Source organism: Idiomarina sp. (assembly GCF_048260185.1).
Taxonomy (GTDB): Bacteria; Pseudomonadota; Gammaproteobacteria; order Enterobacterales; family Alteromonadaceae; genus Idiomarina.
The window spans coordinates 291,719-312,184 of sequence record NZ_JBLXHB010000004.1; the positions used below are offsets into that span (position 1 = coordinate 291,719).

Consider the following 20,466-nt stretch of genomic DNA (forward strand, 5'->3'; position numbering starts at 1 on the left):
GCGTTTGTTAACGGAGAGAACAATCATGTTAAAATTGAAAAAAACGTTAACAGCATTATCAGTTGCTGCTGCAATAGCAGCCTCGTCCAGTTCTTACGCTCAGGATACCGGTACACTTCGTATACAAGTAACAGACACGCAAGGGAACCCTGTCCCTAATGCGACAGTGAGTGTGAGTGCTCCGGATACCTTGGCAAAAAGAACGGCAGAGACCGATGACGACGGATATGTTCGTTTAGGGGGTTTGCAACCCTCTCGCGACTATCAAGTCGAGATTGTCGAAGAGGGATATTCTGGATTTGAGTCTGGGAATGTTCGAGTTTCGTCGGGCCAAACTTTTGAGCTGAACTACTCATTAACAGCAGAAGGCTCTGATATTGAAACAATTCAGGTGACCGGTCGTGCGATGTCTACGATAGATACTACGTCCTCCACGACAGGAACCTCAGTCACCTTGGATATGACCGAATCTCTCCCTACCGCTCGAAGCTTTCAGGATTATTTGCAGTTAGCACCCAGTACTAAACCTTCTGTTGGTGGGAACCCATCGTCTAAATCAGGTGTTAATTATTCTGATATAGGTGGCGAGTATGGTTCGTCTTCAGACAATGTTTACTACCTCGATGGTGTTAATGTTACCGATAACCAGACGGGTACTTTTGGCGCTAATATTAACTCCGAAATCATCCAGGAGCAGCGAATTTTAACTGGAGGCATACCTGCGGAGTATGCGGGCGGTCAAGGCTTAGTAACCCGAGTTATCACGAAATCTGGTGGTAACGAGTGGAGCGGTTCTGTTAACTATTACTTCCAAAATGACAGTTTGGTAGCCGATAACGAAAATCTCTCTCAAAATAGCTTTGATACTTTTGATACTGCCGTGACTTTGGGTGGCCCGATTATTGAAGATGAACTTTGGTTTTTTGGCTCTTACCAACTTAAAGATCGTGAAGAAGATGTGACTGACCCGGTAACGGATACACAGCTGCGCACTATCAAAGATGAGCAAGATCTGGGCTTCTTTAAACTGACCTGGCAACCAACGGGAAACGATCGTTTTGTTGCAAGCTGGTTTAACGATCCTCAAGAAATTAGTGGCTCTGACGATCCAAGAACACTGAATAACCGGGATGTAGCTGAAGAGAACGGTGGTGATAATTATAAAGTTGAATATTCCCGTTATTGGGATAACTTGATTCTTACCCTGCAAGTCTCTAGTCATGAAGGCGAAGCATCACGTGTCGCTGCTGATAATTCTACGCGTAATGATGTGGCATATCGCACAGCTGACGGTTTTGAGCCAACGAATGCGGATACTGATAAAGGGGGTTATGGCGTTAACTCTACCAATTTCCGTAATAAGGACCAGTATCAAGCTACGTTAGAGTATTTTTTGGATACTTATGATATGGGCAGCCACGAAATAAAAGCAGGCTTTGTCTACACGGTAAATGAAAACCTTCAGGATAGCCGCTATACCGGGGAGGGAGCTCAATATACTTCAATCGGGAACAGAAACTCAGGCTCTTCCATTGGTGATTATTTAGATGCCGACGACTGGGTGGGCCAGCGAGATCTATCTGCGGATGACCTTTCTCGACTCATCTCAAATATGGCTTCAAGCGATGATGCCGCTTTATATACAAGTCGCTACGATACAAATAATGACGGCACAATTAGCGAAGACGAATTAAGAAGTGGCGTCATTTTTGATTCTACTGAGGGTAATCCAACAGGTGACGTGAACGTTTATCGAAGCCAGGAAGTTCAAACAGCACCAATTGAGATGGAGACCAAAGGTAAAACAGTCTTCCTCCAGGACACCTGGACTATAGCTCAATGGACAGTGAATGCTGGTATACGTGCTGAAACTTGGGAGCATTTCTCATCTAAAGGCGACAAAATAGCAGAGTTTGACTGGGAAGTTGCACCGCGGTTTAGTGTTGTTTATGACATTGATGGGTCTAGTAAAGTCTGGGGTTTTGTAGGCCGTTACTATGATCCTATCCGCACAAATATGACTGATTTTGCGGGGAACCTGACTGGTCCAGTGCTTCATGAGCAAATCTATTTAGAGGATCGCTGGTTGACCTATCGTGTACGTGGCGGTGAGCAAGTGCAAGATGCGTTTTTCGCACCAAGTACAAAAACACCCTATACCGACGAAATACTGCTCGGTTATGCGACAAACATCGCAGACAATATGAGTATTGAAGTGACTTACACTGATAGGGCTACTAGGGATCTTCTAGAAGATTACGATCTTGGTGTCTACGCAAATGCTCTAGAGGGGACTGACTTTTATTTACCCCTTTCTTATTTTGGTTACGATGAAAATCCTGGTTCTAATTACGTAATTGCGACTTTAGAAGGAGGAAAGCGTGATTATGAAGGTTTGCAAGTAGCGTTCACTAAGCATAGAACGGCGTCTGATAACTGGTTCTTTAATGCGTCTTGGACTTACAACGATGCAAAAGGTAATACGAACTCAGATAGTAATGCTGACTTGCAAGGTGACTTTGTTTGGCTAGATCCCCGAGCTCCGGGTGTATATGCAGATCAACCCGGAAATATCGAGCATCTGGTTAAATTATTTGGTAGTTACAAATTTGATAACGGCTTTGAAGTCGGAGCGGTATATAACTGGAACTCGGGTACTATTTATAGTAAAACCCGAGCTTTATACGGTCGCCATGCGCCACTATCTGATGAGCCATATGAGGTTGGTGGGCATACTGATACCTGGGTTCAAGAAGGGGTTATTGGTTCTCAAGAGTCTCCCGCATACGGAACGTTAGATCTTCGCGTTAAGTATACGTATGACTTTGGTGAAAGCTATAAGGCCGAATTCTTCCTTGATATATTTAATGCGTTAGATGACCAAGCTGCGCGTCGAGAGCAAGATTTAGTTGCCGGCGATGGCGTGTATGAGTTTGGTGAAGCAGTAGAGTGGGTGAAACCGCGCCAGTTTTATTTAGGAGCGCGTTTATCGTTCTAGTTTTCCAGAAGGAAAACTGTTGTAACCCGGAGGCTTTGCCTCCGGGTTTTTTATTTTGGGCGATCTAAACTTTCTAAAATACGTTATTAATAAGCATGAATATGCCTTTAACAATAACGGATACGTGAATGAGCTACATAAAAGAAACCATCGAAAAGCTAAAGCAAACCAGTCCGGCTCAAGTTGAGTTCTATCAAGCGGTAGAGGATGTACTTGAATCGATAGAACCTTTGCTGGAAGAACGCCCTAAGTATCGGGAACACTCTATTATTGAGCGTCTGGTTGAGCCTGAGCGGCAAATTATGTTTCGTGTCCCCTGGATGGACGATGATGGTAAAATTCAGGTGAATAAAGGCTACAGAATAGAGTTTAACTCGGCGCTGGGGCCTTATAAAGGCGGGTTGCGTTTTCACCCAAGTGTTAATGCCGGTATTGTTAAGTTTCTTGGCCTTGAGCAAATATTTAAGAATGCGTTGACCGGCTTACCCATTGGCGGCGGCAAAGGTGGTGCCAATTTCGATCCTAAAGGCAAGTCGGACGCGGAAATTATGCGTTTTTGCCAGTCGTTTATGAGTGAACTGTATCGTCATATAGGGCCCCATACGGATGTTCCGGCGGGAGACATCGGTGTGGGATCAAGGGAAATTGGCTACCTCTTTGGTCAATATAAGCGTCTGGCCAACCGTTTTGACGGTGTTTTAACCGGAAAAAGCGAATTATGGGGCGGCTCGCAAGTTAGAAAAGAAGCGACAGGATATGGAGTTGTCTATTTCGCGCAATGCATGATGGATGACCAGGATGACTCTTTGGACGGAAAGCGTTGTTTGATTTCAGGCTCTGGTAATGTCGCTACTCATGCTATTGAAAAGCTTTACGACTTAGGGGCTAAGCCACTAAGTTGCAGTGATTCCAGCGGAACCATTTACCATGACAGTGGTATTGATCTGGACTTGGTTAAGCGCATAAAAGAAGAACGGGGCGGGCGCCTTAAGGAGTACCTAGAAACTCATGATGATGCAGAGTACACGCCTAAAGATGATTACCCCGATGAAGGTCACAGCGTTTGGCGCTACGAGGCCGATATCGCTTTTCCCTGTGCAACTCAGAATGAATTGACCGAAAAAGACGCCCAGGCACTTCTGGAAAATGGGTGTAAGTACATAGTGGAAGGGGCAAATATGCCCACCACCCAGGCCGCGGTCGAGCTTTTCATTGAAAGTGGCGTTGGTTATGGTCCGGGCAAAGCATCAAACGCAGGCGGTGTCGCCACTAGCCAGTTAGAGATGGCTCAGAATGCCAGTATGTTGCGCTGGGACTTTGAAGAAGTGGATGAAAAACTCAAAGACATTATGAGTAATATATACCAGGATGCGAAGCGCACCGCCGAAGATTTCGGACACCCGTCAAACTTAGTTCTTGGCGCAAATATTGCCGGGTTCCGCAAAGTCGCGGACGCCATGCTGGAACAAGGTGTGGTTTGAGTTTTGAAATTAGAGCAACCTCAATAATGAGGTTGCTCAATACCAGGCGTTATTACTGCTTCTCCATTTCCTGATGAAACTCTGCCAAATCGGAAATGACTTTCTGGTTTGGCAATTCCGCGTAGGGTTGCTCTGCAAACTTAGTACCACGCAGCTGCACTGAAATACGTGCGGCATCTGGGTTTAACATGGTTTGCTGGTAAAACGTTTTGGCGTCTTCAAGGCTTACGTTTTCAACGGCATCAATTAACTGTTCTTTGCTGTCGAATTCAAAGCGCTGCAAGCTCAAATCAGCCAGGAATGGAGAAACTTCTTCCATCAAGTTCTTCGGCTGTTCGTTCAGTGTAATCAAGGTGCTTTGTTTGATTTGGTTGAACTCTTCCGGGGTCATTTCCTGCAAGTCTTCCCAGTACTCTTCTTTGAAACTATCAAAACGCTCCTGCATATCGGCAACGTTCTTAACCGGGGTCTGAATGTACAGGCCAAAACCTGCGTAATTATCAAGATTCGGTGCGAAAGAACCCACCGCATAGGCCAGTTGCTCTTCCGTACGCAGGGTATCAAAGGCTACGGTGCGGAAATGGCTTTGCAGAACAGTTCCTGCCGCTAGCGTGGCAAAACCTGGTTGAGGATGAATGTGTGCATCAACTACTGCCACGTCAGCTACATCCAGGTCGCGACGCAATACAATGGACTTGCCAGTTTCAGGCTTCCAGAATTGAGCCACTTTAAAGTCAGTGACCTTCCGGTCTTCGGGTAAGCTGGCCTGAATACGCTCAACAGATTCTTCCAGATTGGCCTTATCGTAATTACCAAAAGCAAACACGCGAATGGCGTTATTACCCATTAAGGTGTCGATAAAGTTAGACAAGTCAGCCGGAGTCAGGCTTTGCGCAGTTTCAATTAAGTCAGTTTGGTTAAACCCGCCTTCCCGAATCAACTGCCCGTATGCATCAAAGCTTTGGTAAATTGGGAATTGCTGGCCTTTGTTTTCAAGTTCTCTGACATAGCGATCCACCGCTTGCTTAAAGGCTCGCTCTTCTACGTCAAACCTCAAGTTATCAATAGCACGTTCAAGTAGCTGCGGTTGTTTATCGGTAAAGCCAGACACCGTCAGTGACAGGCCAGTGCCGTCATTAAGGTTCAGGTTCATACCCGCAATATTTGCTTCGGTATCCAGTGCGCTAACATTCATATTGTATAAATCGCGCCATAAAGCGGTTAAAACGTCGGCTTTTATACTTTTAATAGGTGCGTCGTTGTTTATTTGAATATAAAAAACGCCGCGCGGCTGGTCGCTGTATAATTGGCTTGGATACTGCCAGACCTGAATGCCTTCTTCTTCGATAACCACTTTGGGTTTATCGAATGCGTCGTTCTGCTTAATGGCAAAACTCTCTGGCAACAGGGTATTCACTTTAGGCAAGTTAATTGCCATTTTAGGTTCGTTATCCCAGCTCGTTATTTCTTCTTGCGGGATATCAACAACCTTGTATTTACCTTCGTAGAAATCGAGCTCGCTGTCGTGTGGCTCGTCCTGACTAATATACCAAACGCGAAGGTGCTCAGGTGTAAGCTGTGACAGAACTGAGCGAATGGCTTCAGGGTCAAACTCCTGATATTCATAAGGGGCACTAACTGCGTATTCCGCTGGATAATTCTGCATAGCCTCGGCAAGTGACGAGACGTAGCTGAATTCGTCCCCTTTTTCTAAGAAGCGGAAGTTGTTGCTCAGGCTGGTTCTTATCTCTTCAAAGTAACTTTCATCAACGCCCTCGGCGCGGACTTTATCAATGTACTGCATAATAAGCGCGACAATTTCTTCACGCTGCTGCATGCCGGCATTAGTCAGTTCGAGGTCAATTGCCAGAACTCCATAGTTGCCGTAAAAAGTTGGCTGCGCTGATGCGTTCAAGCTAGCAATAAGGCCGGCATCTTTGAGTTGTTGTGCTGGTGTGCCCGGCATTTCTGAGCCAAGCAGGTAACTGACATAGCGGTTGGGCTTAACCGCAAACTGATCCTGATTGTCATTGATAATGAATTCCAGCTTCAACTGCTTAACGTCTTCATTTGGCACATAGTGGATGCGCTTTTTGCCTACATCGTCGAAGTTAATTTGAGCTGTGACTTCGGGCTCATCAATACCGTCGTCTTCAATACTGGCAAAGTGTTTGCGAGCTAAGGTTTCCATCTCTTCTAACGAGCGGTTGCTTATCATGGCAACTTTCATAATGTTGGCTGAGTAGAAGCGGTTGTAAAAATCGACGGTTTCTTTGTGCAGCTCGCTGTTCTCTTTGTCACTCAGGCTGTCCAGATTTCCAATAAGGAAACGATTGGAAGGGTGCTCTCCCAGCAATAAGCGTCCTAATTTGAACTGGCCAAAAAAGTCCATTTCACGGCGCATTGACCATTCGGCGTTCACTGCATTACGTTCTTTGTCTGCATATTCTGGGTACAGTTTTGGCGCTTTGAAAAAATCAGAGAAGCGATCTAAAGCTTCATCATAGGCGCTGTTATTAATTTTAAACATATAGTTGGTGACATCCAGCCAGGTAGAGGCATTCTGACTACCACCGTTATTACTCATAAACTCGCTGTATTCGTTGGTATCGGGATACTTTTCAGTTCCCAGGAACAACATGTGCTCCAGATAATGTGCCAGCCCCTGTTGAGCTTCCGGGTCCTGCAATAAACCAACACCAACGCTTAAAGCGGCAGCTGATTTATCCGTATTCGGATCAGAAACCAACATAATTTCAATATTGTTATCCAAAGTCACGACGCGATATTCGCGCTCGTCGTTCGGGCTTTTAATGACTTCGCCGGCTACTGCCGGTTGTACCGTGCTGCTCTCCGTTGCTGGCTGGCTACAACCTGCAGCTAAAAGAGCGAAGCTAATAGAGCTTGCGAGTAATAACTTTTTCATAAAAATATCCCTTAAAAAATGACCTCAATATAATAACGAGGACTACCCTGCTTGTTGAGGGTAATCTTTAATTATTTGTTGACTAATTTGTAACAGATTGTGAGAGTTAAAGCATACTTTTGGTACAGGGATGTCAAAATGAAAGCAATTATTATAATAGCGGTGCTTTTTTTATTAGTTGGCTGCAGTTCACCCACCGTATTTCTCACAACAGAACGGCTGCCACAGAAAGAGCGTGAGGAATTAATTTCTGCGTTGTCTGAAAATGGATTCAAAGTAAAAAACACCTCAGGTGTAATGATCCCCGAAGAATTTCCAGGTGTGGTTGTGGCGACAAACCCCGCGAATGAAAGCCCTGAGTTCTTCGCTAAACTTGAGCACGTTATTCAGCAACAAAACCTTGAACCTGTAGCTTATCAAAAATTTTATCAGCAGAAGCATTATTATAAAGGTCGTAACGTTGGGTTGTACGTACGTGGGAACGCCCCTGAATTAAAGCTTCCACCGGTTCTTCGCGGCAATCACCAAACCTGTAATGACCAGCGTATGATTCTTGAATTTAAGAATAATAAACGGATAAATATTGACGTAGAGGAGGACAAGATAACCTCTTACAAAGGAAGCTATCAGTCGATATTACCTGACACTATTCATGCTAACTTAGAGAGCATGGAAAACCCCGTTACATTGAGGCTTTTTAAAGTGTCTGTAGAAACCTATGCGGGAATGAAAACCGCAGACAAAATAGTCGTTACGAACAGCGACAATAAAGTATTACCAGAAAATTGTGAGTTTATGATCATTCACTATTAGCTCCGATAACGAGCAGAGGTTATTTTTCTGCAGTACATTCAGTGTAGACTTCAGAATAAGCCTGGTCGAAACAACGAATGAACTTATCAACAATATTTAGGTTTAGCGGCCACTGCAGTTCAATAGGGTTACCGTCGGCATCTGTCGGATTAAAACCTTCGGGTTTAGGAACTGCAGCCAGTTTTTCCCTTTGAGTTTTTAGCTCTTCTCTATCTGATTGTAAAAAGGCGATAGTGGCGTCAACGTAATAATTCCAGCCAGACATGTCTTTTTCGGGCGGCTTGCGCGCTTGCTTCATTAAGCTAATAGCGCGTTGATACTGACCGACTTCGGCCCTAAGCTGACCCTCATGCCAGACAAAGGTTCTCATAGCCCCTTTGGAAATCTCATTCTTTGTGTAATAGGTATGGATAAGATCGGCTGCCGCTTCACGACAGGCTTCCGCTTTAGCTACTTCTCGCCAGCCTTTTTCCAGGTTTTGGTCAAACTCTCTGGGCGATAGTTCTAACATTTCAACTTCGTTATAAGAGCAAGTTTCACTCTCTGTATTTGTATCTTTGGCTACGGAAAACGTAGAGGTAATGGTTATTGAAAGAAAGCCGGTAACGAGTAATGCCCGCATAGTGAAACTGCTTGTAGTAGACTGCATAATGTCTTCTCCTGCTAAATAAAGGCGCTGATTTCCCTTTTGGGAACCATTAAGGCAAAGGAATAAACTCATCTTCGTCGCCAACAACTTTATTAAAGCGCTGATTCTGCCAATCTTTTCTTGCTTGCTCTATGCGTTCTTTATCGGACGACACAAAATTCCAGTTAATAAATCTATTGCCCAATACATTACCGCCAATAATGACAATATGTGATGGCTCCTGAGCTGTAATAACGGGTTGCTCTTCAGTTTTTAATACAACCAATGTTCTTGCCACTAGTTCTTTACCTTCTGAATTTAAGCGACCAGAAACGATATAAACAGCCAACTCATCTGTTGTCGGTAACGTCAGTTCTTGGCCAGAGCCCAGTCGGGCTTCCACGTACAAAGTTTCAGACAAAGTAGGTACAGGTGACTTTACGCCATAAGCTTGACCTATCATGACGCGAACCGAAACCCCATTCACATTAGCCGACGGAATATCGGTTGACGGAATATGATAAAAGGCCGGCTCGGTCTGTTCGTACTGTTCGGGTAACGCTAACCAGAGTTGCAAGCCATGCAGCCTGTGTTCACGGGCGGTAATTTCCGGGCGCTCTCTTTCTGAGTGTGTAACGCCCCTGCCTGCGACCATCAGGTTGATATCGCCGGGCTTAATTATTTGATAACTGCCAATTGAGTCCCGATGTAGCATTTCGCCATCAAATAAGTACGTGACAGTGGATAACCCAATATGCGGGTGTGGTGCGACATTGACGCCTTCTCCCGGCGGGAAATCTGCTGGACCCATTTCATCAAAGAAAATCCACGGCCCGACCATACGTTTTTGGCGAGTAGGTAATGCGCGGCGGACATAAAAGCCGCCTAAGTCGCTGTCGCGAGGTTCAATAATAACTTCTATTGCAGACGACGGTTGTTCGTGCGAGTCACAACCTTGTTCAGCATTGTTAAGAATATTGCTCATGGAATACTGGCTGCCTTCAGAATTATCTAAGTTCGTTTGTTATCTTTTTTAAAGATTACCGCAAAGTGTTGACGGCGTAAGTAAGAAACTCTCAAATTTTTGCTCAATATTTACTCGTTACTGCCGATGGTTATAGTAAGTATCTCATACTAGAAAAGAGACTAAAGGTGAAAATATCATTAACAAATCACTATTCATCCTTAACCAAGCCGGCACCCTCTAATCAGCCGATAACGGTGCTACAAAGCCATGTGGCGGAGCCTTTGGATACCCAGCCTGAAAATACCCAGGGCGTCTTCCTTAGTGAGCTAGATAAACTCTATTTTAATTTTAATAAATGGCTGGAAGAGCCAATACAATCAGAATTTTCGGCGGAGAAAATAGAAAAACTAAAAGATTTGTACTCAAAAATGTCTGAGGAAGATTTTATCCGCCTGGGTAGGTTAGGCATTACGTCGAACGATGATTTCTTGTCTATGGTTGAAACCCTGGACAAAGAACAACTTTCGCAGTTAACCGATACATTTTATGGGTTGTCGGCTTCTGCAAACATGCTTTTTACCCATGTTAATGAATTTAATCCCTCCAGAACATATGAAGAAAAAGTAGAGCAATTTATTGAAGTGCTATCAGACACTCAGCGAATTGCCCGGGATCAACTGATTGAAAAGGCGGCTGAATATAATGAAAAAATCAGTATCCACAAAGCTGAACGTAAGAACGATGCGACCTATGAATCTTTAGGAGGATACTTCGACGTTAAATCGAGTGCGAATGATTTACAGAACTTCGTTTCGACTGTAATAGATACCAAATCGCCAGCTGATTTTGTAAACAAACTCGATCAATACAGCCGGGAACAGCAAAGTAGCTTGTTAAATGTGCTTGGAATGAGCCGGATTGAAGGTGAGCAACTGCTTGACGGTCTTCTGGATAAAAGTGATGAGGCCAGAACGAGCATATTGTCTTTTATTGGTAAAGTAGCACTTAAAACCAATCCTTTCTTTGAAATGAGTGCTTTTGGTGATTCGGAACATGTGGTGAGTATCAGCAAAGGGTTTGGCGATAACCTATTCGAGACAACGAAAAGAATGCTTGAGAATATGGGAGAGTTGCTGACAACCTATAATTTCAGTGACGAACAGCTTGTAGAAATGGGCGACCAACTTAACGACCTAAATAGAAAGGAACAAATCGGCTATCTGGAAGCTGCGACCATCGGCCTCGATAATCTATTAGGTATACAAACGAGCAGCACCAATGAACTTATAGACATGAAAGCAGAGCCCCAGACGATGAATAAACTGCAGTCCGTTTTAAGCAATAAAGATGCTTTGCAGGCTGTTTATGAAGCCCGCGAGGGTGAGGGCCGGAGAAGCGGGCGTTCCTACGTGCCGAAGACCAAATGGGAATACCTGGAAGACTTGGAAAAAGTGGTGTCATCTTATATTCCGCCAGCTGAGTCTGACGGAAACGTCCGGGATCCTTGGGAATACGCCTCTGGCGCTAAAGCTTAAGGCGTTTGGCATAAAGTAAAAGTACGTTACTTAACTCTGATAAAGGAGGTAGTTATGCAGGTCAATGCATTGAATCATACATATGCCGATCAAGTGTCTTCTCACTATAGTAATGGGCCATTCTCGACAGAAAACCCCATCGGATTAGCGGATGAAGTATCGGATGACATTATTAGCCAAAAGTCAGAAGAGCTTCGAAATGAAATTTCGGAGTATAATTTACGTGATATTAATCCTGATGACTTGCGTAAATTAGGAGGATACCTATTTGAAGCTGGCGAAATATCCGGCAATGCAGCATCCGTTTTTATCATGGTTGGGCAAGATTTCGGTAATGAAAGTTCTATAGATGCGATTAGTCACCTTGAAGAAAGATATGCCCGAATTAAAGAAATTGATCGTCAAGAGCAAGGCTTCTCTGAATCTGTAAAGATATACGGCGATGCCCTTCATACTTTGTATAATTTAGAGAGTTTTATTAAGGGAAGTCGGGAACATATCGGTATTGATGTAAAGGTGTAACCAGTCTGATCTCTGCTCCAAAATAGGACCATGGTAGAAATGAATTTACATTAAATTGGTTCGCCATCCATAGGGCAACTTTCAACCTAAAAACTCCAGTCGATAGCTACCCTCGGAATGACCTTAGAGCAAACTTATACGCCAGTTTGAAACGTTCTATCTCAAAGTCACAAACTCCTCAGCACTGGTCGGATGCAGAGCCACAGTCGAATCTAAGTCAGCTTTAGTTGCCCCCATCTTCAAAGCAACGGCAAAGCCTTGTAATATCTCGTCCATGCCTTCACCAATACCGTGAATGCCTACCACTTTCTCTTCTTTGCCGTGGCACACCAGCTTGAAGTAGCTGAGGGCACGGTGCGGAGTAACGGCGTTGTACATAGCTGCAAAGGATGACTTGTACACGGTAATGTTGTCTTCACCAAATTTGAGCTTAGCGTCTTCCTCGCTCAGACCAACGGTACCAATGGTCGGGTGGCTGAATACCACGGTCGGAATGTTTTCAAAGTCCATGTGTGCGTTTGGCATGTTGTTAAACAAGCGCTCCGCCAGTAAGCGTCCTGCTTTTATAGCAACCGGTGTAAGCGCCGCGGCCCCCGTATTATCGCCTACAGCGTAAATACCTTGTACGTTGGTATTCTGGAACTTATCGACGTTGATGAAGCCGTCGTTGTCCAGCTCCACTCCGGTGCATTCCAGGTTAATTTTGTCAGTTGCCGGTAAGCGGCCTATTGCCCAGACTAAGCAGTCTACGCCTTCCATTGACTTGCCATTTTCAAAGTGCAGGGTCAATGTGCCGTCGTCCTGTTTAGCGACTTCGCGAACGGTGGTTTCGGTGTGCAGCTCAGGGCCGTCCTGCTTCATGCGTTCCAGCAAACCATCGGTAATATCTTTATCAAAGGTACGCAACGGACGGTCACGACGTACCATTAAATGAGTGTCGGTGCCTAATGCATGAAACACACCGGCAATTTCAACGGCAATATAGCCGGCCCCAATAACGGCTGCCTTTTTAGGCTGTTCCGTCAGGGCAAAGAAGCCGTCGGAGTCAATACCATGCTCAGCGCCCGGAATTTCAGGGATCATAGGGCGCCCGCCGGTGGCAATGGTAATATGGTCAGCGGTAATCTTTTCTCCGTTAACTTCTACTGTTTTGTGGTCAACGAATTTAGCAAAGCCTTCTATAAACTCAACGCCATTGCCCTGAAAGCCGCGATGGTAACCACCGTGAATGCGTTCAATATAGGCTTCGCGGTTTTTAACCATAGTAGCCCAGTCAAAACCTTTTTGTTCAAGCTCGAAGCCGTATGACGGCGAGTATTTTATGGCTTCAGCAATATGAGCGCCGTACCACATGACTTTCTTGGGAACACAGCCCACGTTTACGCAGGTGCCGCCAACGTGTTTCGCTTCAATAACAGCGGCTTTCGCGCCACGTATCGCTGCGCGGTTGGCTGAGGCTATGCCGCCACTACCTGCGCCTATCGCAAGATAGTCATAATGTCTGGTCATATTGCTTAACTCCTGTACTTAATTCAAAAACTGCGGATATCTTGAATAAAAACCCCGTATCTTGCAAATAAAGACACGGGGTTGTCATGCTTTTTATACCGATAGCGGTAATCGAAAGATCAGTTCATTGCTCAGATGACGAGCGTTCGCCGGCTGGTAAGTTCTCTTTCACAAACTCGGTCATCATAGTGCGTAAATGAAGGGTTGTACCTTCACCTTCGTAAATACCATGAGAGCGGTTCGGGTAGGCAAAAAACTCAAACTGCTTACCGTGTTTAATGAGCTCATTGACCAGGCGCTCGCTGCCCTGAAAGTGAACGTTGTCGTCTCCCGTACCGTGCACTAACAGTAAGTCGCCTTCCAGGTTTTCAGCGTGCGTAATGGCCGAGGTTTCTTTATAACGCTCGGCAGACTCAGGCAGTAAACCAGAGTACCGCTCCTGATAAATGGTGTCGTACAGCGTTAAATCAGGTACTGGTGCCAGCGCCATACCCATGTGGTAGCTGTCCGGGTAACGGAATAACGCATTCAGGGTTTGTGAACCGCCGCCGCTGTGTCCCCAAATGCCTACGCGGCTTTCATCAATGAAGTCCCAGCGTTCCAGCATTTGTTGCAGCGCATCGTATTGGTCGCGTACGGTAACAACGCCCAGGTTCTTGTAAATAGAACGGCGCCAGTCAAAGCCGCGTGGTGATTTGGTGCCGCGGTTATCAATAGACGCAACAATATAGCCCTGCTGTGTCAGCATGGTGTGCCATAAATACAATGAGCCGCCCCAGCGGTTGGCCACTGTCTGCCCCCAGGGTTCGCCGTAAACGTAGAACAAAATGGGGTATTCTTTGCTGGGGTCGAAGTCAGTCGGCTTCATAATGTAGCCGTCCAGCTCTAACCCGTCACGAGCTTCCACCCGGAAAAACTCAACCGGTTGTTTCTGCACCTGCTCAACCGCTTGCTGTACCTCGTTATTGTCAACCACCGTACGAATAACTTCATGATCCGGCAGTGAAATCATATTAGTAACCGGAACCTGGTTAACCGAACTAAAGGTATGTTCAGCGTATTTGGCGTCTTGCGAAATGCTGTAACTGTGGGTGCCGTCCATGTCCGGTGTAAGACGCTCTAAGCGGCCACTGCCGTCTAAGCTGGCGCGGAACAGGTAACGCTCCAGAGGTGTTTCTGGTGAAGCAATAAAATAGACCCAGCCGTTTTCTTCGTTTACCCGCAGCACTTCAACCACGTCCCAGTTACCGCGGGTAATGGCGGTGGTTCTGCCGGTATCACGATGCACGCGATAAATATGGCGATAACCGCTGCGTTCGCTTAACCAGGTAAATTCGCGACCATCATTTAAAAAGTGAATGTCGTCGACATATTCGGCCCACGAGTCGGTGCTTTCGCGTAACAGCTCCTGACTGCGACCGGTTTCAATATCGCTGATAAAAGCGCGATTAATGTGCTGTTTGCGGGTCAGTTGCTGAATTAACAGTTTTTCGCTGTTGCCAGCCCAGTTCATGCGCACCAGGTAATGCTGGCGAGGGTCACCGGGAATATCCATCCATTTTGTCTGGCCGCCACCGGCCGGCATAACGCCAATGCGCATAGCAGCGTTAGTTTCACCCACTTTCGGGTAAGGGAATTCTTTTAACGTTGGGTAGAGTTCGTCGGTGTTATTGATCATGGTGAATACCGGCGTGCCTTCGGTGTCCAGCTGCCAGTACGCAATGTGCTGCCCATCCGGGCTCCAGCGAAAACCATCGCGCAGGAAAAACTCTTCTTCGTTAACCCAGTCGAAGGTGCCGTTAACGATAGTGTCGCTGCCGTCGCTGGTCAGCGCGCTGATAGTGAAGCTGCTAAGGTCCTGTACATAAATGTTGTTCTGCATAACGAACGCGACTTTTGTGCCTTGCGGATTAAACTTGGCAAACTGCAAAGTCGACTCGGGCGCATTACCACCCAGTTGGCGTAATTCGTTGTTGCTGCGGTCCAGCACCCAGTAGTCGCCCAGAGTATGGGTACGCCACGAACGCTTGGTATTGGTGAAAATGAGTACTTTGTCGCCATCGTCTGACCAGACGTAATTGGCAATATCCAGCGCTTTGCTTTTACCTTTAGGGGTAAGCTGTTCAGCACTGACTAAAACCGTGCGTTCGTTGGTTTCAGGATGATAACGAACAATATCGCGACCATCTGCCGAGTTGGACTGCTCTAAAGTCGTGTAACCTGAGCCGTCTTCAAGCCAGCGAGTTGGAGCCGGGCGGTCAATACTGAAGGTATCGCTGGCGAATATTTTCTCCGCTGTCAGCTGGCTAACACCTGTTACGTCAGCTTTATCGGAGTCCGCAGTGGATTGTCCACCCAGGTTACTACAGGCACTTAAGGTAATAATGGCCGTTAATCCGGCCAATAAGCGTAAAGATCGAAAAGAGGTGTCAGACATGACATTTACCTTTATTCTGATTTATTAACGAACTGATAATACCGCAAAAAACGCAGGAAACCACATAAGCGTGGTTGAAGACTAGCGCAAAGCCCCAATATCCATTGTAAGCATTTTGAAAAATTGAGGTAAAAATGAGCCATAACCCGCTATTAGAACAGAGCCAGCTTCCGGACTTTGAGCAAATTAAACCCGAACATATACAACCCGCTGTTGAGGAGTGCATACAGCACGCTCGAAAAACCATTGATGAAGTACTAGAACATGGTGATTTTAGCTGGAATGGTTTGATTGAACCTTTGACCGATGCGGATGAAAAGCTTGAGCATGTCTGGGCACCGGTATCGCATTTGAACTCCGTATTAAGCACGCCTGAACTGCGTGAAGCGCATGACAGTTGCCTGCCATTGTTGTCGGACTACGCAACCTATGTAGGACAGCACAAAGGCTTGTTTGACGCTTATCAGGCACTGCGTGAAAGTGACGAGTTCGACAGTTTGACCGAAGCTCAGCAAAAACTCATTAACGACACCCTACGTGATTTTCGTTTGTCGGGTGTGGATTTACCCGAAGACAAAAAGAAACGTTATGCTGAAATTTCATCGCGGCTGTCTGACTTGTCTTCAACCTTCAGCAACAACTTGCTGGATGCCACCCACGCATGGACTTGCCTGATTACCGATGAAAGCCGCCTGGCTGGCTTGCCGGAAAGCATCAAAGAAGCTGCAAAAGAAACCGCAGCAGACCAGGAAAAAGAAGGCTGGTTGTTCACTTTAGATATTCCAAGTTATCTGCCGGTCATGTTGTACGCCGAAGACAGGGAGCTGCGTAAAGAAATGTACCAGGCTTTTGTGACCCGCGCGTCGGAAACCGGGCCTAATGGCGGGGAGTTCGATAACTCTGAGGTTATGAACGAAACTCTGGCTTTGCGTCATGAAATGTCGGAGCTGTTAGGTTTTAACGACTTTGCTGAAATGTCGCTGGCGACGAAAATGGCCGAGTCACCGGAGCAGGTGTTAGATTTTGTCCAGGACCTTGCCAACAAGTCTAAAGCACAGGCGAAAGCCGAGTATGCTGAAATTGAAACCTTTGCTGCAGCGCAAGGCGTGGAGAAAATGGAAGCCTGGGATGTCCCTTACTTTAGTGAGCAGTTAAAGCAGCAGCGTTATTCTATTTCTGACGAATTATTACGTCCGTACTTTCCTGAGCAACAAGTGCTAAACGGTTTGTTTGAGGTGGTCAAGCGGTTGTTTGGCATGACGGTTAGCGAGCAAAAAGACGTAAAAATCTGGCATGAGAATGTGCGCTTCTTTCGTATTCACGACGCCGACGGTCATTTGCGTGGTCGCTTCTATCTGGATCTCTACGCGCGCTCAGGTAAGCGCGGTGGTGCCTGGATGGCTGACTTTGTCGGCCGCCGAGTACATTCCGACGGCGAGCTACAAAACCCGGTAGCCTTTTTAACCTGTAATTTTAGTAAGCCGGTGGGTGGTAAACCTGCACTCTTTACTCACGATGAAGTACTGACGTTATTCCATGAATTTGGTCATGGCTTGCACCACATGTTAACTCAGGTCGATACCGCTGGTTTGTCTGGTATTAACGGTGTTGAATGGGACGCTGTTGAGCTGCCCAGTCAGTTTTTGGAAAACTGGTGCTGGGAACCGGAAGCTTTGGCATTAATATCCGGACACTATGAAACCGGTGAGCCGCTGCCTAAGGAGCTGCTGGAAAAAATGCTGGCTGCGCGTAATTACCAGTCGGCTATGCAAATTATGCGACAGTTGGAATTCTCGCTGTTTGATATGCGCATTCACCACGAGTTTGATAAAAAAACAGGTGCACGAATTAGCGAAATTCTGGATGAAGTGCGTCAGCAAACCTCAGTACGTATTCCACCGGAGTACAATCGCTTTCAGCACAGCTTTGGTCATATCTTTGCTGGTGGTTATGCGGCAGGTTATTACAGTTACAAGTGGGCGGAAGTATTGTCGTCTGATGCATTTGCACGCTTTGAAGAAGAAGGCATATTCAACGCCACAACCGGGCGCGACTTTTTACATGTGATTCTGGAACGTGGTGGCAGCCGTAAAGCCGCAGATTTATTTCAGGAGTTCCGTGGTCGCGAACCGAATGCAGAAGCTTTGTTACGTCATAGCGGCATAGTAGCCTGATGCTATTGCATCAGGTGCGATATTGAAATCACAATTGTGTGTGGATCGACATCTGTAGCCTGACGTTTACGTCAGGTTATATATCGCACCTGACATAAATGTCAGGCTACGGCGGGGGATCAGGCTGCGGTAGCCAGAACCAGGTTAACCAGACCAATTAAACCAAAGACGAATAGAATGGTAAGAATAACGCCAATGATGATGTAGGCTTTCGGACTACCATGCTGGAAGTCTCGTTGGCGGTTTTTTTCTGTTTGCACACCTAAAAATGCCGCCAACACACTCATAACCATACTAAAAACACCTGGTTTAGAGGTTTTATTTTCGGTAGATTCAGACATTAATCAGTGTATTCGTTTTGATAATGTTTTTTGTTGCTGTCGCTTGAACTTGAGATTAACTCAATCAAGTCGAAGAAGTGAAATTGTACGGAACGGCTGTCGCCTTTTAACCAGCTAAACCATGTCACTTGTTCTGCCGCTAACTGACATTCAACAGAGGTGTTACTGGGCTCTATTTCCGTGACAAGCTGTTGGCAGCGCTGAGTAGGATTTTGTTCAGCAACGAGCGATGAAGGACTCACAATAGCAAGCGCAGTAAACGCAGCTAATGCCAGTGACGTTATTATTGTGAGTAATCGCATGAAAGTCCCTCTCAAGTCTTGATTGACTAATTTATCAGCGATTTTGTAAAAATTCTAGTCATCATTGCGAATTTTTTTGTCATGGGTTAACTGCTACAATAAGCATCATTTTGAAATAGGTCAGGAAAACGAACAATGAAACCACTAATTGCACCGTCGATACTGTCCGCGGACTTCGCGCGGTTAGGTGAGGAAGTTGACGCGGTATTGAACGCTGGTGCCGATGTCGTGCATTTTGACGTAATGGATAACCACTACGTGCCTAACCTGACAATAGGCCCTATGGTGTGCAAAGCTTTGCGTGATTACGGAATAGAAGCCCCAATTGATGTGCATTTAATGGTTAAGCCTGTTGACCGTATTATTCCTGATTTTGCAGAAGCCGGGGCTTCTATCATTACTTTTCATCCGGAAGCATCCGACCATATTGACCGGACTTTACAGCTTATTCACGAACAGGGTTGCCAGGCGGGGGTAGTGCTAAACCCTGCAACACCGCTGCATTACCTAGACCATATTATGGATAAAGTGGATGTCATTTTACTGATGTCGGTTAACCCGGGGTTTGGTGGACAGTCTTTTATTCCGTCAACGCTTGATAAGCTCAGAGCGGTGCGTAAACGAATTAAAGCAAGTGGCCGCGACATACGTCTTGAAGTGGATGGCGGTGTTAAGGTTTCAAATATTGGTGAAATTGCAGAAGCTGGCGCGGACATGTTCGTTGCTGGTTCAGCTATTTTTAATGCGGATGATTACGCCAGTGTCATCCAGACAATGCGCGATGAAATCGCTGCGGTAACAGGTTCTTAGAGGAAACAGTAATGTCGAAACCAATTGTGTTAAGTGGTTGTCAGCCGTCGGGACAGTTGTCTATTGGTAATTATATTGGCGCATTACGTCAGTGGGTTAAGATGCAGGACACTCACGACTGTAAGTTTATGCTGGTTGATCAGCACGCCATTACTGTACGCCAGGACGCCGAGAAACTGCAGCAAGCAACTCTTGATGGACTGGCCTTGTATCTGGCTTGTGGGCTTGATCCGGCAAAGAGTACGGTGTTTATTCAGTCGCACGTGCCGGAACACTCTCAATTAGCCTGGGTGCTTAACTGCTACACGCAAATGGGCGAGCTAAACCGCATGACGCAGTTTAAGGATAAGTCTCAGCGTCACGCTAGTAATATTAATGCGGGTTTATTCACTTATCCGGCGCTGATGGCGGCAGACATTCTGTTGTATCAGGCAAATGAAGTGCCGGTGGGCGATGACCAGAAACAACACCTGGAAATGACGCGTAATGTTGCTGAGCGTTTTAATAACTTGTATGGCGATATTTTTACGATTCCGGAGCCAATGATTCCAAAAGTTGGTGCGCGGGTCATGTCACTGCAGGAGCCGACTAAGAAAATGTCTAAGTCGGACGATAACCCAAACAACTTTGTCGGCTTACTGGAAGAACCGAAGAAAATTCTGAAGAAGATTAAGAAAGCCGTTACCGACTCTGATGAGCAGGCACGCATTTACTTTAATCAGGAAGAAAAGCCGGGTGTATCGAATTTGCTAAGCATTATGTCAGCTGCCACAGGTAAGTCGATAGACGAGCTGGTACCTGAGTACGAAGACAAAATGTACGGACATTTAAAAGTGGATGTGGCGGAATCTGTGGTGGCCATGCTGGAACCTATTCAGCAGCGTTATCATGAAATGCGCAATGACCAGGCTTTTTTGCAACAGGTTATGAAGCAAGGTGCTGATAAGGCACGTGAAGCCTCAGCAAAAACATTGTCAGATGTTTATAAAGCGGTAGGTTTTGTCCCTTACCCGGGATAAATTT

Annotated in this window: 15 protein-coding genes; 8 read left to right on the forward strand and 7 right to left on the reverse strand. The window is 45.9% G+C overall.

From position 1 onward, the window contains the following. Window positions 1–25 precede the first annotated feature (25 nt). Both ACN0RF_RS10800 and gdhA read left to right on the forward strand, forming a co-directional pair. On the forward strand, window positions 26–2,998 hold the full coding sequence (locus ACN0RF_RS10800; RefSeq protein WP_417439002.1) for a carboxypeptidase regulatory-like domain-containing protein: 2,973 nt from the start codon (window positions 26–28) through the stop codon (window positions 2,996–2,998). A gap of 128 nt (window positions 2,999–3,126) precedes the next feature. Next, a complete protein-coding gene (gdhA, locus tag ACN0RF_RS10805; protein ID WP_417439003.1) occupies window positions 3,127–4,479 on the forward strand; it encodes an NADP-specific glutamate dehydrogenase in 1,353 nt (450 codons plus the stop codon). Window positions 4,480–4,531: 52 nt separating this feature from the next. Here the strand turns inward: gdhA and ACN0RF_RS10810 are convergent, their stop codons facing one another. Further along, window positions 4,532–7,405, reverse strand: a complete 2,874-nt coding sequence (locus ACN0RF_RS10810) for an insulinase family protein (RefSeq protein ID WP_417439004.1) — start codon at window positions 7,403–7,405, stop codon at window positions 4,532–4,534. Between the two features lie 138 nt (window positions 7,406–7,543). Between ACN0RF_RS10810 and ACN0RF_RS10815 the strand changes: the two genes are divergently transcribed. Continuing rightward, window positions 7,544–8,218 carry a hypothetical protein gene (locus ACN0RF_RS10815; RefSeq protein WP_417439005.1) on the forward strand — a complete coding sequence of 225 codons (675 nt, stop codon included), beginning with the start codon at window positions 7,544–7,546 and terminating at the stop codon, window positions 8,216–8,218. A gap of 19 nt (window positions 8,219–8,237) precedes the next feature. Here ACN0RF_RS10815 and ACN0RF_RS10820 read toward each other — a convergent pair whose 3' ends face one another. Both ACN0RF_RS10820 and ACN0RF_RS10825 read right to left on the reverse strand, forming a co-directional pair. Then, complete coding sequence (locus ACN0RF_RS10820; protein ID WP_417439006.1) at window positions 8,238–8,867, reverse strand: hypothetical protein; 630 nt, start codon at window positions 8,865–8,867, stop codon at window positions 8,238–8,240. 49 nt (window positions 8,868–8,916) lie between these two features. After that, entirely contained in the window at window positions 8,917–9,831 is a 915-nt protein-coding gene (locus tag ACN0RF_RS10825) for a pirin family protein (protein WP_417439007.1), read from the reverse strand. A 167-nt stretch (window positions 9,832–9,998) separates the two neighbouring features. Here ACN0RF_RS10825 and ACN0RF_RS10830 point away from each other — a divergent pair, with 167 nt between their 5' ends. Together ACN0RF_RS10830 and ACN0RF_RS10835 are read left to right on the forward strand one after the other, a co-directional pair. Next, window positions 9,999–11,348 carry a hypothetical protein gene (locus ACN0RF_RS10830; protein WP_417439008.1) on the forward strand — a complete coding sequence of 450 codons (1,350 nt, stop codon included), beginning with the start codon at window positions 9,999–10,001 and terminating at the stop codon, window positions 11,346–11,348. A 54-nt stretch (window positions 11,349–11,402) separates the two neighbouring features. Continuing rightward, window positions 11,403–11,870: a hypothetical protein gene (locus tag ACN0RF_RS10835; protein ID WP_417439009.1), complete on the forward strand. Its 468-nt coding sequence runs from the start codon at window positions 11,403–11,405 to the stop codon at window positions 11,868–11,870. Between the two features lie 156 nt (window positions 11,871–12,026). Here ACN0RF_RS10835 and gorA read toward each other — a convergent pair whose 3' ends face one another. Both gorA and ACN0RF_RS10845 read right to left on the reverse strand, forming a co-directional pair. Beyond that, window positions 12,027–13,379, reverse strand: coding sequence for a glutathione-disulfide reductase (gorA, locus tag ACN0RF_RS10840; protein WP_417439010.1), 1,353 nt, complete (start codon window positions 13,377–13,379; stop codon window positions 12,027–12,029). 124 nt (window positions 13,380–13,503) lie between these two features. Next, window positions 13,504–15,816, reverse strand: a complete 2,313-nt coding sequence (locus tag ACN0RF_RS10845; RefSeq protein WP_417439011.1) for a S9 family peptidase — start codon at window positions 15,814–15,816, stop codon at window positions 13,504–13,506. A 134-nt stretch (window positions 15,817–15,950) separates the two neighbouring features. Between ACN0RF_RS10845 and prlC the strand changes: the two genes are divergently transcribed. Next, window positions 15,951–17,990 carry an oligopeptidase A gene (gene prlC, locus ACN0RF_RS10850; protein WP_417439012.1) on the forward strand — a complete coding sequence of 680 codons (2,040 nt, stop codon included), beginning with the start codon at window positions 15,951–15,953 and terminating at the stop codon, window positions 17,988–17,990. A gap of 119 nt (window positions 17,991–18,109) precedes the next feature. Here prlC and ACN0RF_RS10855 read toward each other — a convergent pair whose 3' ends face one another. Together ACN0RF_RS10855 and ACN0RF_RS10860 are read right to left on the reverse strand one after the other, a co-directional pair. Beyond that, entirely contained in the window at window positions 18,110–18,331 is a 222-nt protein-coding gene (locus ACN0RF_RS10855; protein ID WP_011235552.1) for a DUF2970 domain-containing protein, read from the reverse strand. Beyond that, window positions 18,331–18,633, reverse strand: coding sequence for a hypothetical protein (locus ACN0RF_RS10860; RefSeq protein ID WP_417439013.1), 303 nt, complete (start codon window positions 18,631–18,633; stop codon window positions 18,331–18,333). The genes ACN0RF_RS10855 and ACN0RF_RS10860 overlap by 1 nt, the downstream gene beginning before the upstream one ends. 135 nt (window positions 18,634–18,768) lie before the next feature. On the opposite strand from ACN0RF_RS10860, the gene rpe reads away from it, so the two are divergent. Together rpe and trpS are read left to right on the forward strand one after the other, a co-directional pair. Continuing rightward, on the forward strand, window positions 18,769–19,443 hold the full coding sequence (gene rpe, locus ACN0RF_RS10865; RefSeq protein WP_417439014.1) for a ribulose-phosphate 3-epimerase: 675 nt from the start codon (window positions 18,769–18,771) through the stop codon (window positions 19,441–19,443). Between the two features lie 11 nt (window positions 19,444–19,454). Then, window positions 19,455–20,462: a tryptophan--tRNA ligase gene (gene trpS / locus ACN0RF_RS10870; RefSeq protein WP_110013405.1), complete on the forward strand. Its 1,008-nt coding sequence runs from the start codon at window positions 19,455–19,457 to the stop codon at window positions 20,460–20,462. Window positions 20,463–20,466: the final 4 nt, after the last annotated feature.